The organism is Pseudomonas batumici (assembly GCF_036585405.1).
GTDB lineage: Bacteria > Pseudomonadota > Gammaproteobacteria > Pseudomonadales > Pseudomonadaceae > Aquipseudomonas > Aquipseudomonas batumici.
The window spans coordinates 2277634-2291874 of record NZ_CP144470.1 but is presented as its reverse complement, the minus strand read 5'-3'; the positions used below and the strand labels follow the sequence as shown (position 1 = coordinate 2291874).

14 protein-coding genes, 1 tRNA gene and 1 pseudogene are annotated in these 14241 nt (G+C 61.9%); 11 read left to right on the top strand and 5 right to left on the bottom strand.

The features are described 5' to 3' along the window. Positions 1–13: 13 nt before the first annotated feature. From pal to NUH87_RS10235, 7 genes and pseudogenes are all read left to right on the top strand, one after another. Positions 14–511: a peptidoglycan-associated lipoprotein Pal gene (pal, locus tag NUH87_RS10265; protein ID WP_040070467.1), complete on the top strand. Its 498-nt coding sequence runs from the start codon at positions 14–16 to the stop codon at positions 509–511. Between the two features lie 6 nt (positions 512–517). After that, positions 518–1350 (top strand): annotated as a pseudogene (ybgF, locus tag NUH87_RS10260) (tol-pal system protein YbgF). A 166-nt stretch (positions 1351–1516) separates the two neighbouring features. Next, positions 1517–2164 carry a 7-carboxy-7-deazaguanine synthase QueE gene (queE, locus tag NUH87_RS10255; RefSeq protein ID WP_338525853.1) on the top strand — a complete coding sequence of 216 codons (648 nt, stop codon included), beginning with the start codon at positions 1517–1519 and terminating at the stop codon, positions 2162–2164. Position 2165: 1 nt separating this feature from the next. Beyond that, on the top strand, positions 2166–2855 hold the full coding sequence (queC, locus tag NUH87_RS10250) for a 7-cyano-7-deazaguanine synthase QueC (RefSeq protein ID WP_338525852.1): 690 nt from the start codon (positions 2166–2168) through the stop codon (positions 2853–2855). A 63-nt stretch (positions 2856–2918) separates the two neighbouring features. Then, positions 2919–2994, top strand: a tRNA-Lys gene (locus NUH87_RS10245). 135 nt (positions 2995–3129) lie between these two features. After that, positions 3130–4350, top strand: a complete 1221-nt coding sequence (locus tag NUH87_RS10240) for a serine hydrolase (RefSeq protein ID WP_338525851.1) — start codon at positions 3130–3132, stop codon at positions 4348–4350. A 183-nt stretch (positions 4351–4533) separates the two neighbouring features. Next, positions 4534–6507, top strand: a complete 1974-nt coding sequence (locus NUH87_RS10235) for a putative bifunctional diguanylate cyclase/phosphodiesterase (protein WP_338525850.1) — start codon at positions 4534–4536, stop codon at positions 6505–6507. 24 nt (positions 6508–6531) lie between these two features. On the opposite strand, the gene NUH87_RS10230 is transcribed toward NUH87_RS10235, so the two are convergent. Both NUH87_RS10230 and coaA read right to left on the bottom strand, forming a co-directional pair. Beyond that, positions 6532–6774 carry a co-regulatory protein PtrA N-terminal domain-containing protein gene (locus tag NUH87_RS10230; RefSeq protein ID WP_040070463.1) on the bottom strand — a complete coding sequence of 81 codons (243 nt, stop codon included), beginning with the start codon at positions 6772–6774 and terminating at the stop codon, positions 6532–6534. Positions 6775–6776: 2 nt separating this feature from the next. Continuing rightward, positions 6777–7727, bottom strand: a complete 951-nt coding sequence (gene coaA, locus NUH87_RS10225; protein WP_422393913.1) for a type I pantothenate kinase — start codon at positions 7725–7727, stop codon at positions 6777–6779. Between the two features lie 230 nt (positions 7728–7957). Here coaA and nadA point away from each other — a divergent pair, with 230 nt between their 5' ends. Continuing rightward, a complete protein-coding gene (gene nadA, locus NUH87_RS10220; RefSeq protein ID WP_040070460.1) occupies positions 7958–9016 on the top strand; it encodes a quinolinate synthase NadA in 1059 nt (352 codons plus the stop codon). Positions 9017–9052: 36 nt separating this feature from the next. Here the strand turns inward: nadA and NUH87_RS10215 are convergent, their stop codons facing one another. Continuing rightward, entirely contained in the window at positions 9053–10486 is a 1434-nt protein-coding gene (locus NUH87_RS10215; protein ID WP_338525849.1) for a M48 family metalloprotease, read from the bottom strand. 127 nt (positions 10487–10613) lie between these two features. Between NUH87_RS10215 and NUH87_RS10210 the strand changes: the two genes are divergently transcribed. Then, the gene (locus tag NUH87_RS10210; RefSeq protein WP_040070458.1) at positions 10614–10853 is read left to right on the top strand and encodes a sulfurtransferase TusA family protein; all 240 of its coding nucleotides are present in this window, start codon (positions 10614–10616) and stop codon (positions 10851–10853) included. A gap of 14 nt (positions 10854–10867) precedes the next feature. Here NUH87_RS10210 and NUH87_RS10205 read toward each other — a convergent pair whose 3' ends face one another. Together NUH87_RS10205 and NUH87_RS10200 are read right to left on the bottom strand one after the other, a co-directional pair. Next, complete coding sequence (locus NUH87_RS10205) at positions 10868–11341, bottom strand: peroxiredoxin (protein ID WP_338525848.1); 474 nt, start codon at positions 11339–11341, stop codon at positions 10868–10870. A 10-nt stretch (positions 11342–11351) separates the two neighbouring features. After that, positions 11352–11912 carry a glycine cleavage system protein R gene (locus NUH87_RS10200; RefSeq protein ID WP_040070454.1) on the bottom strand — a complete coding sequence of 187 codons (561 nt, stop codon included), beginning with the start codon at positions 11910–11912 and terminating at the stop codon, positions 11352–11354. Between the two features lie 326 nt (positions 11913–12238). Here NUH87_RS10200 and dapA point away from each other — a divergent pair, with 326 nt between their 5' ends. Both dapA and bamC read left to right on the top strand, forming a co-directional pair. After that, positions 12239–13117 (top strand): 4-hydroxy-tetrahydrodipicolinate synthase, encoded by an 879-nt coding sequence (gene dapA, locus NUH87_RS10195; RefSeq protein ID WP_040070453.1) that lies wholly within the window; start codon positions 12239–12241, stop codon positions 13115–13117. A 17-nt stretch (positions 13118–13134) separates the two neighbouring features. Further along, positions 13135–14238 (top strand): outer membrane protein assembly factor BamC, encoded by a 1104-nt coding sequence (bamC, locus tag NUH87_RS10190; protein WP_338525847.1) that lies wholly within the window; start codon positions 13135–13137, stop codon positions 14236–14238. Positions 14239–14241: the final 3 nt, after the last annotated feature.

Below are 14241 nucleotides of genomic sequence, written 5' to 3'. Positions count from 1 at the left end.
TAGGAGTTTTACGATGGAAATGCTGAAGTTTGGTAAATTTGCTGCGCTGGCTCTGGCCATGGCTGTAGCTGTAGGTTGCTCGTCCAAAGGCGGCGACAATGCCGGTCAAGGCGCTGTAGACCCAAACGCTGGTTACGGTGCTAACACCGGTGCAGTTGACGGCTCCCTGAGCGAAGAAGCTGCTCTGCGCGCAATCACCACTTTCTACTTCGAATACGACAGCTCGGACCTGAAGCCAGAAGCCATGCGCTCCCTGGACGTTCACGCCAAGGACCTGAAAGCTAACGGCGCTCACGTCGTTCTGGAAGGTAACACCGACGAACGTGGTACTCGCGAGTACAACATGGCACTGGGCGAGCGTCGTGCGAAAGCCGTTCAACGCTACCTGGTACTGCAAGGTGTTGCCCCAGCTCAGCTGGAACTGGTTTCCTACGGTAAAGAGCGTCCAGTTGCCACTGGCCACGACGAGCAGTCCTGGGCTCAAAACCGTCGCGTCGAACTGCGTAAGTAATTCGTCATGCGAACGTGCCGTCGTGCTGTAACTGTTTTGGCTCTCAGCCTGATGCCGCTTGCGGCGTGGGCTGCGGTTCCTGTGGTCGATGACAACTCCGGCTATAACAATAGCGGTGGAAGTTATCCGCCAGCGGGTTACGGTACGAACGGCGCCTATGCCGGGGGAGGGGTTTCGGCCCCTGTCTCGGCACAGGGCGAACTGTTCAATCAATTGCAACGCATGCAGGAACAACTCTCGCAGCAACAAGGCGTGATCGAAGTTCTGCAAAACGATATTGCGCGCATGAAGCAGGAAAACCTGGAGCGATACCAGGATCTTGATCGGCGCATAGGCAGTGGTGGCGCTCCGGCGGCTGCGGCTCCTGAAAATTCTTCTGCCGGTGGCAATGCGAATGCCGCCGCCGGTGCTGCAGCTGGTGCATCGGCTGCCCAGGCCCCGCGGCCAGCAGCGAGCCGGGTGATCCGGCCAAGGAAAAGCTCTACTACGACGCTGCCTTCGACCTGATCAAGGCCAAGGACTTCGACAAGGCCAGCCAGGCCTTCAGCGCTTTCCTGCGTAAGTACCCCAATAGCCAGTACGCCGGTAACGCGCAGTACTGGCTGGGCGAAGTGAACCTGGCCAAGGGCGACCTGCAAGGCGCCGGCCAGGCGTTTGCCAAGGTCAGCCAGCTGTACCCCAAGCACGCCAAGGTGCCGGACTCGCTGTACAAGCTGGCGGACGTCGAGCGTCGCCTGGGCCATACCGACAAGGTCAAGGGCATTCTGCAGCAGGTGGTTTCCCAGTATCCGGGGACTTCCGCCGCTCAGTTGGCACAGCGCGATCTGCAGCGTATGTGAGGGTTTGACGCCCGGCTTGAAGAAACCCGCGCTTGTCGCGGGTTTTTTCGTTAGAATTCATCCCCCTTTTTTATGAAACACGCTGTTCTGGACTGTGCGATCGCAGGTTCATTGCAGTGCCTGACTGAGGCGGACGGCCTGTTTAGCTGTTGCGCCCGTGGCGACTATGCAAGACACATTGAGAATTACCGAAGTTTTTTACTCTTTGCAGGGTGAAACGCGAACGGCTGGGCTGCCCACCGTTTTCGTGCGCCTGACCGGCTGCCCTCTGCGCTGCCAGTACTGCGACAGTGCCTATGCCTTCAGCGGCGGCACGCTCATGACCCTGGACAGCCTCCTGGAACAGGTGGCCGGTTACCGTCCGCGCTATGTCTGCGTGACGGGCGGCGAACCGCTGGCCCAGCCCAATGCCATTCCTTTGCTCAAGCAGCTCTGTGACGCGGGTTACAGCGTGTCCCTGGAAACCAGTGGCGCGCTGGATATCTCGGCGGTGGACACGCGGGTCAGCCGCGTGCTCGACCTGAAGACCCCGGGCTCGAAGGAATCGCACCGCAACCGCTACGAGAACGTCGAGTTGCTGACCCCCAACGATCAGGTCAAGTTTGTGATCTGCTCGCGGGAGGACTATGACTGGGCGGTGTCCAAGCTGATTCAGTACGGCCTGGATAAACGTGCCGGCGAAGTCCTGTTCTCGCCGAGCCACCACGACTTGCCGGCCCGTGAGCTGGCCGACTGGATCGTGGCGGACAACCTGCCGGTGCGCCTGCAGATGCAGTTGCACAAATATCTATGGAATGACGAGCCGGGGCGCTGATATGACCACTCAAGCGAGCACTGAAAAGAAAGCGGTAATCCTCCTCTCCGGCGGCCTGGATTCGGCCACCGTGGTGGCCATGGCACGTGCCCAGGGCTACAGCTGCTACACCATGAGTTTCGACTATGGCCAGCGTCACCGTGCCGAACTGCAGGCCGCCGAGCGGGTGGCGCGTGACCTCGGGGTGATCGAGCACAAGGTGATCGGCCTGAACCTCAACGGCATCGGTGGCTCGGCCTTGACCGACAGCAGCATCGATGTGCCCGAGGCTCCGAGCGAAGGGATTCCGGTGACCTACGTACCGGCGCGCAATACGGTGTTCCTGTCGCTGGCCTTGGGCTGGGCCGAGGTGCTCGGCGCCCGGGATATCTTTATCGGCGTCAACGCGGTGGACTACTCCGGTTATCCGGACTGCCGTCCCGAGTTTGTCGAGGCCTTCGAAACCCTGGCCAACCTCGCGACCAAGGCCGGTGTCGAGGGCGATGGTTTCCGTATTCAGGCGCCGCTGCAGAACCTGAGCAAGGCCGATATCGTCCAGGCCGGGGTCAAGCTGGGGGTCGACTATTCGCTGACCGTATCCTGCTATCAAGCGGATGCTAATGGCTTTGCATGTGGGAAATGTGACAGCTGCCGACTGCGTGCCGAAGGCTTCGCAGCGGCCGGAATCAGTGATCCGACACGTTATTTTTGATTTTTTTCATTTAAGGTGTTGAATTCCCGTTAGAAATCAGTATTATACGCGCCACCACACAGCGGGTCGTTAGCTCAGTTGGTAGAGCAGTTGGCTTTTAACCAATTGGTCGTAGGTTCGAATCCCACACGACCCACCATATTTGTTGTAGAAGAAAATCCGGAACGCCCACGAAAGTGAGGAGTTCCGGATTTTTTTTGCCTGCCAGAAAATCGTTGTTTTCTGATACGGGACTGAACTAGTTTTAAGTCCCTACGTATCAAGGACCGACGTAATGAACAGATGGCTTCAGCGGACAGGCGGGGTGGTCGGTCTCATACTTGCAGCTTGGCTTGTCTCCACTGTCGCACCAGCCTCTGTGCAACCTGATGACGCTGTTGTTGATGTCCGGCCGGAACCTGGCCGCTTTCTCTTCTGGACGCCCGCGGAGCAAAAATTCGGCTACCGCAATATGGAGCGCATTTTCCCGACGCGCGTTGTTTCGCGTGGCAGCGCCGCTATTGCAGAGCTGCCGCGCGCCAAGGGCGAGCTGCCCTTGAACTTCGTACACAATGGCCAACCCGTGGATACCGACGCCTTTATGCGTGACACCAACGTGGAGGGGCTGTTGGTGATGGTCCGCGGGCGTGTAGTGCTTGAGCGTTATGGCGCGGATCTGACGGCGAATGAGCGCTGGACTTCCTGGTCCGTGGCCAAGTCGATCACCTCGACCCTGGTGGGCGCCGCCATCCAGGATGGCTTTATCCACAGTATCGAAGACCCTGTTACGCGCTATTTGCCTGAGTTGTCCGGCAGTGCTTACGACGCTGTGACGCTCCGTCAATTGTTGACCATGACCTCGGGTGTGCGCTGGAGCGAGGACTATCGTGACCCGCACTCCGATGTGAACCAGTTCGCGCACTTGTCGGAACATTCGGGCCATTCGGTCCTGGATTACATGGCCGGACTCAAGCGCGAGACGCAGCCGGGGACGCGATTCGTCTACAAGACCGGCGAGACCGATCTGATCGGGCTGCTGGTCAGTCGTGCAACCCATAAGGGGCTTGCAGACTATCTCTCGGAGAAAATCTGGTCGCACGCGGGGATGGCCCGTGATGCGGTCTGGGCGTTGGATGCAAGCGGCAGCGAGCTGTCCGGTTGCTGCCTGAGCATGACGCTTGAGGACTATGCTCGCTTTGGCCTGTTCTTCATGGATGGCGGCCACGCGGGAGGCCGGCAGGTCTTGCCGGCGAACTGGGTGAGTGAAGCGACCCATTGGGCTGTTCGGGGTGATACGGCGAATCTTGGCTATGGCTTCCAGTGGTGGGTCGGCGAAGACAAGACTTACCAGGCGCTCGGTATCTTCGGTCAGGCCATGTACTTCGACCCCCGCCATGAGTTGCTGGTGGTGGTCCTCGGCTCGTGGCCCAGTGCCTCGGACAAGGGCCGCTTTGCAGAGCGCCAGGCGTTCTTTGAAGCGCTCAGCAAAGCGGTCTCTTCAGCGCCGCCCGGGTAAGCATCGCTTCGTGATCGTTGCCAGTGCCTGCGCCGGAGACATGAGAGTGGTGGCTATAGGCTCTAAAGAAAAGCAGGCCTGCGCCGACAATTGTATTGGCTACATCTTCATTTTTGGTCGGCTACTTGAAAGGGACGAGCGCTGCACGCCTTCACTGCGCAGACAGAGAGGAGAGGCCTCGCGATGACAAGAAAACTCCTGGCTACCCTGCGGACCCTCATGTCCGTACCCCATGACAATCCCAAGCTGCTCCGGGCTCAGTACGTTGCCTTGTCTCGTCAGCTGCCGCTGATGTACCTGGTCTTGCTGCTGAATATGTGGGCCTTGGCCGCCACTCACCTGCCCACCGCGCCCTTGTGGCTGACATGCGCCATCCCGCTGGGCATGACGGTGATCTGCGTGGTGCGCGCCTGCGTCTGGTTGCGTAGCTCCAGGTACCTGCCTGCCGATACGCGGATCCTGGCCTCCCTGCGGCGAACCAATCAGTTGGTGCCCATCATTGCCGGCGCCTTCACCTCCTGGTCCCTGGCCCTGTATCCCTACGGCGATGCCTATTCGCAGTCCCAGGTGGCCTTTTTCATGGGGATTACGGTGATCGTCTGCATTTTTTGCATGATGCACCTGCGGCCCGCGGCGCTGATCGCCACGCTCGTGGTCAACGTCGCGTTCGTGATTTTCTTCGCCTCCACCCACAACCCGGCCTTCATTGCCACGGCGGTGAATATCCTGCTGGTGTCGCTGGCCATGTTGGTCATCCTGCAACATCACTACCGCGACTTCACTCGTCTGGTGAATGTGCAGGCGCGGACCGAACAGCTGAGCAACGAGAACCTGCAACTGGCCAATCAGGACAGCCTGACCGGGCTGCCCAACCGGCGACAGTTCTTCACCACCCTGGAGAGCGCCATGCGGCAGGCAATCGCCGGGGAAAAGCGCCTTGCAGTGGGGATCCTCGATCTCGACGGGTTCAAGCCGGTCAACGATCTCTACGGCCACGGTGTCGGCGACAAGATTCTGATCATGGTCGGTCAGCGTCTGCTGGAGTTGGTCGGTAGGACGGTGCATGTGGCGCGGCTGGGTGGGGATGAGTTCGCCCTGGTGCTCGAAGGCGATCTCAGCGACGAGGATTTGCACGCTTTCGGCAAGACCGTGTGCGAGCAGTTGCGCGTCGAGTTCCTGCTGGTGGATGTGCCGATCCAGATCGGCGCCACCCTGGGCATGGCCACGTTTCCCCAAGGCGCCACCAGTGCCATGCAGCTTTTCGAATACGCGGACTATGCGCTTTACCAAGGCAAGCGCCATAACCCGGGGTCGATGTGCCTGTTTTCGAGCGGCCATCGCGAGCAGTTGCATCGCGACGCCATCACCGAGCAGGCGTTGCGCAGGGCGGTGCTGGACAAGGAGTTTTTCGTGCTGTTCCAGCCGATTCTCGACAGTGGCAGTCGAGAGACGGTCGCCTTCGAGGCATTGGCCCGCTGGGACAGCCCGGAGCTAGGCCTGGTTTCCCCGGGGCAGTTCATCCCGATTGCCGAGCGTATCGGCCTGATCGGTCGCCTCACGTTGCCTTTGTTGAGGCAGGCGCTGGGTATGGCGCGGCTCTGGCCGGAAGGCATGCGGCTTTCATTCAATCTGTCGGTCCATGACTGCGGCTCCGCCGACAGCGTGCAGTCGATCATCGATGTGATCAGGGTCAGTGGCTTCAACCCGGCGTATCTGGACCTGGAAATCACCGAAACCGTCGTGATGCAGGACATCTCCCAGGTGCAATGGGCGATCGGGCAGTTTCGCAGGCTGGGCTGCGGTATCTCGCTGGACGATTTCGGCACGGGCTATTCAAGCCTGAGCCAGTTGCATGCCCTGGCGCTGACGAAACTCAAGATCGATCGCAGCTTTATCACCGACATTCATCTCAACCCCGCGAGCTACAAGATCGTCAAGTCGCTGGTGACCCTGAGCCTCGACATGGAGCTGGAGTGCGTGGTCGAGGGGGTCGAGACCCAGGAAGAGCTCAATGCCTTGCGTAGCCTGGGCTGTATGCAGGTGCAGGGCTTTTTCTTCAGCCGTCCCGTGGCTTTCGCCGACACCCTGGCCTGGTTGGCGCAGACCGAGGCGCGGCGAGGGCAATGGGAGGCCGGGGAGGTGTTGAGTCGAGCGTGACCCGATCACGCGCCCATGGGGGCCTCAGGGCTGGTCTACGGACCTTTCGACCTGTCCCGAGTTCGACGCCTGGGCTCTTGAAAGGGTTTTGGCGGCTTCCTGGGCGTTGACGATCGCCTTGGCATCTTCACGCTCCAGAAAGCGTGCCATCGACTCGTCACGCCGGGCTTGCATGCGGGCGATGACCCGGCCCCCGCCGCCTTCGGCGAGGGTCGTGACGGGTACGCTCAACAAGGTGAGGCTCAACAACAGGTTGAAGGGCTTCATGATCAACGTAGCCAGATCTCGCTCACTGAATGATCCGCCGCCTTGCGCAGTACCAGGTCCGCGCGCTCACGGGTCGGCAGGATGTTTTCCAACAGGTTGACCCGGTTGATATCCCGCCAGATCTGGCGCGCGGCTTCGGGCGCCTCCTCGGGCGTCAGGTCGGCGAGTTTGCGAAAGTACGCCCCGCGTGCGCGGAACGAGGTTTTCTGCAGCATGAGAAAGCGTGCCACGTACCACTGCTCGATGTCTTGTTCATCGGCATCCAGGTACACCGAAAAATCGAAGAAATCGGAGACGATGGTGGAGGGTTTCTGCCCGTCGACGCCATCGGTCTGCAGGACGTTGAGGCCTTCGAAGATCAGGATATCCGGCTGGTCGATCAGTTGGTACTGGTCGGGCACGATGTCGTAGCTGACGTGGGAGTAGATCGGCGCCTTGATGTTGCGCTCGCCGGCCTTCACGGCGGCGAGGAACTTGACCATGTGCTTGCGATCGTAGCTCTCCGGAAAGCCCTTGCGGTGCATGATGCCGTCGGCCACCAGCTTGCTGTTGGGGTAGAGGAAGCCGTCGGTGGTGACCAGGGCGACGTTCGGGTGATCCGGCCAGCGCGCCATCACGGCCTGCAGGACGCGGGCAAAGGTACTCTTGCCGACGGCGACGCTGCCGGCGATGGCCACGATGTAAGGGCCCCGGTGGGTCGGGCGCCCCAGGAAGGTATCGCGGATGCCCGTCAGTTGGCGGGCGGCGCCGATGTGCAGGTTGATCAGCCGCGACAGCGGCAGGTAGACGTTGGCGACATCTTCCAGGGAGACGTCTTCGTTCACGCCGCGTAATGCCGACAGATCGTCTTCCGAGAGGGTCAGAGGCGTGCTGGCACGCAGTTCTGCCCACTCGTTGCGGGTCATTACGAGGTAGTCATCGGATATCATCGGTTGCCGTCCAGGCCTCTTCAATGGGTCGATTATCCAACGCTTTGCCCCCACTTGTCCGAAGATCAGAATAATCTTTTGAATTCATTGGATATTCTGTAGCCTTGCGCGGCTGTAAAGCAGTCCATGCCTGATGGATTAACTCTCCCGGTCCGTACGTTGCACCTAGGCAGACCCTCTATCCGGTCTCGGAAAGGGACGGCGGCCGGGGTATACTTGACTTTCGCGCTCTCGCGCCTGCAGGTCTTGCGAACATGACGCAGATTTCCGAACGCCTTCTGGTTCAAGCCCACCTTGACGCCAAGCAACCCAAACCCCTGAGTGCCGCCGAAGAGGCGCAGTTGCGTGCGGCTATCGCCGCCGAGCTGAAGGCCCAGGACGCGGTGCTGGTGGCCCATTTCTATTGCGATCCGGTGATCCAGGCGCTGGCCGAGGAAACCGGCGGCTGTGTGTCCGATTCCCTGGAAATGGCGCGCTTCGGCGCCGCGCACCCGGCCAAGACCGTGCTGGTGGCCGGCGTGCGCTTCATGGGCGAAACCGCCAAGATCCTCACCCCGGAAAAACGCATCCTGATGCCGACCCTGGAAGCCACCTGTTCGCTGGACCTGGGCTGTCCGGTGGATGAGTTTTCCGCGTTCTGCGACCAGCATCCCGAGCGTACGGTGGTGGTGTACGCCAACACCTCGGCGGCGGTGAAGGCGCGGGCCGACTGGGTGGTGACCTCCAGTTGCGCACTGGAGATCGTCGAGAGCCTGATGGACAACGGCGAGACCATCATCTGGGCACCGGACAAGCACCTGGGGCGCTATATCCAGAGGGAAACCGGTGCCGACATGCTGCTCTGGGACGGCGCTTGCATCGTCCACGAGGAATTCAAGTCCAAGCAGTTGGAGGACATGAAGGCGCTGTATCCCGAGGCGGCGATCCTGGTGCACCCCGAGTCGCCGGAGTCGGTGATCGAACTGGCCGATGCGGTGGGTTCCACCAGCCAGTTGATCGCGGCGGCGCAGCGTCTGCCGAACAAGACGTTCATCGTGGCGACCGACCGCGGCATTTTCTACAAGATGCAGCAGCTGTGCCCGGACAAGGTGTTCATCGAGGCACCGACTGCCGGTAACGGCGCGGCGTGCCGCAGTTGCGCGCATTGCCCGTGGATGGCGATGAATACCCTGGAGCGCACCTTGCAGTGCCTGCGTGAGGGCAGCAACGAGATCTTCGTCGACCCGGCGGTGATTCCCCGCGCCGTTCGCCCGCTCAAGCGCATGCTGGATTTCACCCAGGCGGCGCGCTTGAAACTGGCGGGTAATGCCTGACGGGCATTGGCGAGAGCCGGCAAACCGGCTCTCGCATCAGCCGCCCATCATTTCCTTGACCATACGCTCCTGATCGATCAACTCCTTCTGACGCGCATCGATGCGTGAGGCCAGTTGGAAGTTCGGCGCGCGGCGCTTGGCGAAGTCCAGTTGCTGGATCGCCTGCTTGAAGTCGCCCACCAATGCAAAGTACTCGGCCCGCGCCTGGTGCAAGCCGATGATATTGCCGGACTGCCCGCGGGTTTCGGCGAGCTGATACCAGACGTCCGGATCCTCCGGACGGATCTTCAACAAGGCATCCAGCGCTTTTTCCGCCTCGGCGGGGCGATTCTGCTTGATCAGCAGGTCGATGCGTGCCTGCTTGAGCGGGTAGCTGGCGGGAAATTGCAGCAGCATCTTGTCGGCCCGTTGCAGCGCTTCGGGAAAACGACTGGCCGCCGAGTCCAGGTCGATCTGGGCCAGGTTGTAGGTGATGTCGTTGGGCGATTTGTCCAGCAGCGGCTTGAGGGTCGCGCGCGCGTCGTTCAACTGGGCGCCCTTGAGCTGCGCGATGGCCAGGCCGTAGCGGGCCACGTCGGACTTGGGATTCTCGTCCAGCTGTGCACGGAAGCGCTTGGCCGCCAGGCCCGGGGAGTCCTCATAGGACAGCATCACCCGGGCCCGGATCAGCTGATAACGCAGGCTGTCCTCGATACCGCCGGGCTTGGATTGCTCGGCCCGGTTGCGGGTATCGGCGATCCGCGATTCGGTGACCGGGTGGGTCAGCAGGAATTCCGGCGGCTTGGCGTCGAAGCGGTAGATGCGCATCAGGCGCTCGAACATGGTCGGCATGGCCCGGGGGTCGTAACCGGCCTTTTCCAGATTGAGGATGCCGATACGGTCGGCTTCCTGTTCGTTCTGGCGGGAGAACCGCTGCCTCTCCTGGAAGGCCGCGGCCTGGGTGGTGGCGATAGTGGCGATGCCGGCGTCACCGCCGCCCGCCGCCGCGATGACGATCCCGGTCAGCAGCGCTGCCATCATTGGCACTTGCATGCGTTGCTGGGCTTCCACGCCACGGGCGAAGTGGCGTTGCGACAAGTGCGCCAGCTCGTGGGCCAGTACCGCGGCGTATTCGCCCTCGGTCTGGGCGTTGAGGAACAGCCCGCCGTTGATCCCGACAATCCCGCCGGGGGCGGCGAAGGCGTTGAGCTGGTTGCTGTCGATCAGGATGAAGACCAGCCGGCGGTCCTGGACCTGGCTGGTCTCGGCCAGCTTGTAGACGGTGGTCTCGACATAATCCTTGAGCTGCGGGTCATTGAGTTGCTTGACCTCGCTGCGCAACAGGCTCAGCCAGGCACGGCCCAGCTGGAACTCCTGTTGCGGGGAGACGATGGCGGAACTGGCGTCACCGAGTGACGGCAGGTCGTTGGCGAAGCCAGGGGAGGCGAGCAAGCAAGCGAGCGTCAACAGGGTGGGGCGCAGAAAGGTCATGCACAGGGCTCTGGTCGGCAAAGTCCTTACTGTAGCCGGACACTGGGCTGCCGACCAGAGCCGCTCCCACTTGGGGTATCCTAGAGGCTCCTAACCGACCATCCGGCGCCACGCCAGGAGTGAAGCAATGACCGAAGTTGTAGAGCACGACGCCGAGCTGGATGCCAGTGGCCTGAACTGCCCGCTGCCGCTGCTCAAGGCCAAGCTGGAGCTCAATCGCCTGGCCAGCGGCGCGGTGCTCAAGGTGATTGCCACCGATGCCGGATCGCAGCGCGACTTTCGCACGTTCGCCAGGCTCGCCGGACACGCGCTGATCCATGAAGAGGAAGCGTCCGGCGTGTATCGCTACTGGTTGCGCAAGGCCTGACGCACAGCGCCGGCTCAGGCCTTGTTCAGCGCCTGGGCCGCCGCCAGCACGGCATCCACATGACCGGGGACCTTCACGCCGCGCCATTCCTGGCGCAGCACGCCCTGGGCATCGATCAGGAAGGTACTGCGGTCAACCCCCAGGTATTCCTTGCCGTAGAGCTTCTTCAACTTGATCACGTCGAACAGCTGGCAGACGGCTTCGTCCTTGTCGCTGATCAGCTCGAACGGAAATTCCTGCTTGCACCTGAAGTTCTCGTGGGACTTCAGGCTGTCGCGGGACACACCGAAGACTTCGGTGTTGGCGGCCTGGAAGGCGGTGTACTGGTCGCGAAAGCCCTGGCCCTCGGTGGTGCAGCCCGGGGTGCTGTCCTTGGGGTAGAAGTAGATCACCACCTGCTTGCCCTTGAGGCCCGCGAGGCTGACGGTCTGCCCGCTGGTGGCCGAGGCCTGGAAATCGGCGACGGGTTGATCGATGACGACGGCCATGGATGTTTCCTTACATTGGGTTCTGTGGGCGCCACGGTTCGATCAGGGCATCGAGGTTCATCGCGTCGGCGAAGTCCAGGAACTGATCGCGCAACCAACTGATCTGCACGCCGGCAGGCAGGGTCACGGTGAAGGTGGCGTTGAGCATGGTGCCGCCGGTCTGGGGCGCCAGGTACGTGTCGCAGGTCAGGTTTTCCAGCTCGACGTTATGGTCGATGAAGAACTGGCACAGCTCGTTGATGATGTCCGAGCGGTAGGCCGAGCTGACATAAGCGACGTACGGCAGTGCCTGGGGACGGTTCTCCAGGGCGCCGCTGCGCACCACGTTGACGATGAAGGCATGCTTCTTCGCCAGGTTCGGCAGGCCGGCTTCAAGGCGCGCCAGGGCATCCCAGCTGCCGGAAATCTGCAGGACCAGCGCGCTGTACTCGCCATGGCGGGTCAGGCGCGAGGTCACGACGGCGCAGCGGTTTTCATGGCTGGCGCGGCACAGGACGTTGGTCAGCTCCATGGGGTTGGCGCCGAGGGCACTGATGACAAGGAATTGTTCGCGGACTGTGGGGGTGGACATGCAGCATTCCTAAAGCGATGAGCGGTCGGTAGCTTGGGGTGCTTGCGAGCTGGGTTCGGGTGTCCGGATGCGGATGGCGAGGCCTGGAATCGAGCGCTGGCGCCGGGTGCCGCCTCGCAGAGGACGGGCGGCGGCCAGGCCGGAGCGGGCTTCGGGCAGCGAAAATGGAGGCTGGAACCCGGCACGTGAGCGACTCAGTACCGATCAAAGTCTGAAGGGTAGCGAAAACCTGCGCTCAGGGGAATGCTCATAGGCAGTACTTCGCTTGTACAAGCCTGATGGCGCCAGTACCATTACCGCTCTCTTTTTCCGGCAGGAGCGGTTGCATGATTGCGGGCAGTATGGTGGCACTGGTCACACCCATGGATGCACAGGGGCGTCTTGACTGGGACAGCCTGAGCAAACTGGTGGACTTCCACCTGCAAAACGGCACCAACGCCATTGTCGCGGTCGGCACTACAGGTGAGTCGGCCACCCTCGATGTGAACGAACATATCGAAGTGATCCGTCGCGTGGTCGACCAGGTGGCGGGGCGTATCCCGGTGATTGCCGGTACGGGCGCCAATTCGACGCGTGAAGCGATCGAACTGACCACCAATGCGAAAACTGCCGGTGCCGACGCGTGCCTGCTGGTGACCCCTTATTACAACAAGCCGACCCAGGAAGGCCTGTACCAGCATTTCCGCGCTATCGCCGAAGCCGTCGACATCCCGCAGATCCTCTACAACGTGCCGGGCCGCACCGCGTGCGACATGCAGGCCGAGACCGTGATCCGCCTGTCGAGCGTGCCGAACATCATCGGGATCAAGGAAGCCACCGGCGACCTGGAGCGGGCCAAGGCGATCCTGGCCGGCGTGAGCAGCGATTTCCTGGTGTATTCCGGTGACGACGCCACGGCGGTCGAGCTGATCCTGCTCGGCGGCAAGGGCAACATCTCGGTGACCGCCAACGTCGCGCCACGGCAGATGAGCGACCTGTGCGCCGCCGCCATGGCCGGCAAGGCCGACGAGGCCCGGGCTATTCACGAAAAACTGATGCCGCTGAACAAGACCCTGTTCATCGAATCCAACCCTATCCCCGTGAAATGGGCGCTGCATGAGATGGGCTTGATGCCGGACGGTATCCGTCTGCCGCTCACCTGGCTCAGCGCTGCCTGTCACGAACCGCTGCGGCAGGCCATGCGCCAGTCCGGCGTCCTGGTTTAATTGAGGAAATACCCCGCATGAAGCGATTGGCCGGACTTTCCGCACTTGCCTTGATTATCTCCAGCACCAGTGGCTGCGCCTGGCTGTGGGGCCCGGAAGGTTATTTCCGCGACCGCGGCAGCGACTACCTGGATTCGAAACAGACGCCGGCCATGCAATTGCCGCCGGATGTCGCCACCGGCAAGCGTCTTGACCCCTTGTTGCCGATTCCGCGCAACGTTGCCGACAGTACCGCCAAGGGCGAATTCGAAGTACCGCGTCCGCAGGCGTTGCAGGCCGCGGCCAGCGCCAGCGACTACAGCCTGCAGAAAACCGGCGATTCGAGTTGGGTGATGGCCCAGCATGCGCCGGCCGAAGTCTGGCCGGTGGCCTTGCAGTTCTTCCAGGACAACGGTTTCCGTATCGACGCGCAACGCCCGCAGACCGGTGAATTCACCACCGCCTGGCAGCGTTCCGACGAACTCTCGGCGGCCATGGGCAAGCGCCTGGCGGCCGGTGACAACGAAACCCGCGTGCGGGTCCGTATCGAGCCGGGCGTGCAGCGCAATACCAGTGAAGTCTATGTGGTCAGCGCCCAGCGCCCGGCCGGCAGCACCGCCAACGTCGATTTCACGCCACGTTCGGTCAATACCGGCCTGGATGCGGCCCTGGTCGACGAGATGCTTTCCAGCATGAGCCGCAGCGCCGAGAAGGGCGGTTCGGTGTCGTTGCTGGCCGCGCGTGATTTTGATACCCCGAACCGCGTCAGCCTGAGCCAGGACGGCAGCGGCAACCCGGTGCTCAACGTCGGCGAAGACCTGGACCGCGCCTGGTCGAGCGTCGGCCGTGCGCTGGAGCGGGGCGACTGGCGTGTCGAGGACATCAACCGCAGCCTGGGCCTGTACTACATCAACCTGGCGGAAAAAGCCGAGAAGAAGGGCGACGAGCCCGGTTTCTTCGGGAGTCTGTTCGGCAGCAAGCCGACCAAGGCAGAGATCGAGACCCGTGCCGTGCGTTATCAGGTTCGCCTGAGCAAGGTGGGCGACAGCGTCCAGGTCACCGTCGAGAAGGACATCAACACCGTGGCACCGGCCGACGTGGCCCGTCGGGTGTTGGGCGTGATTCAAGACAACCTGGGCTGATCC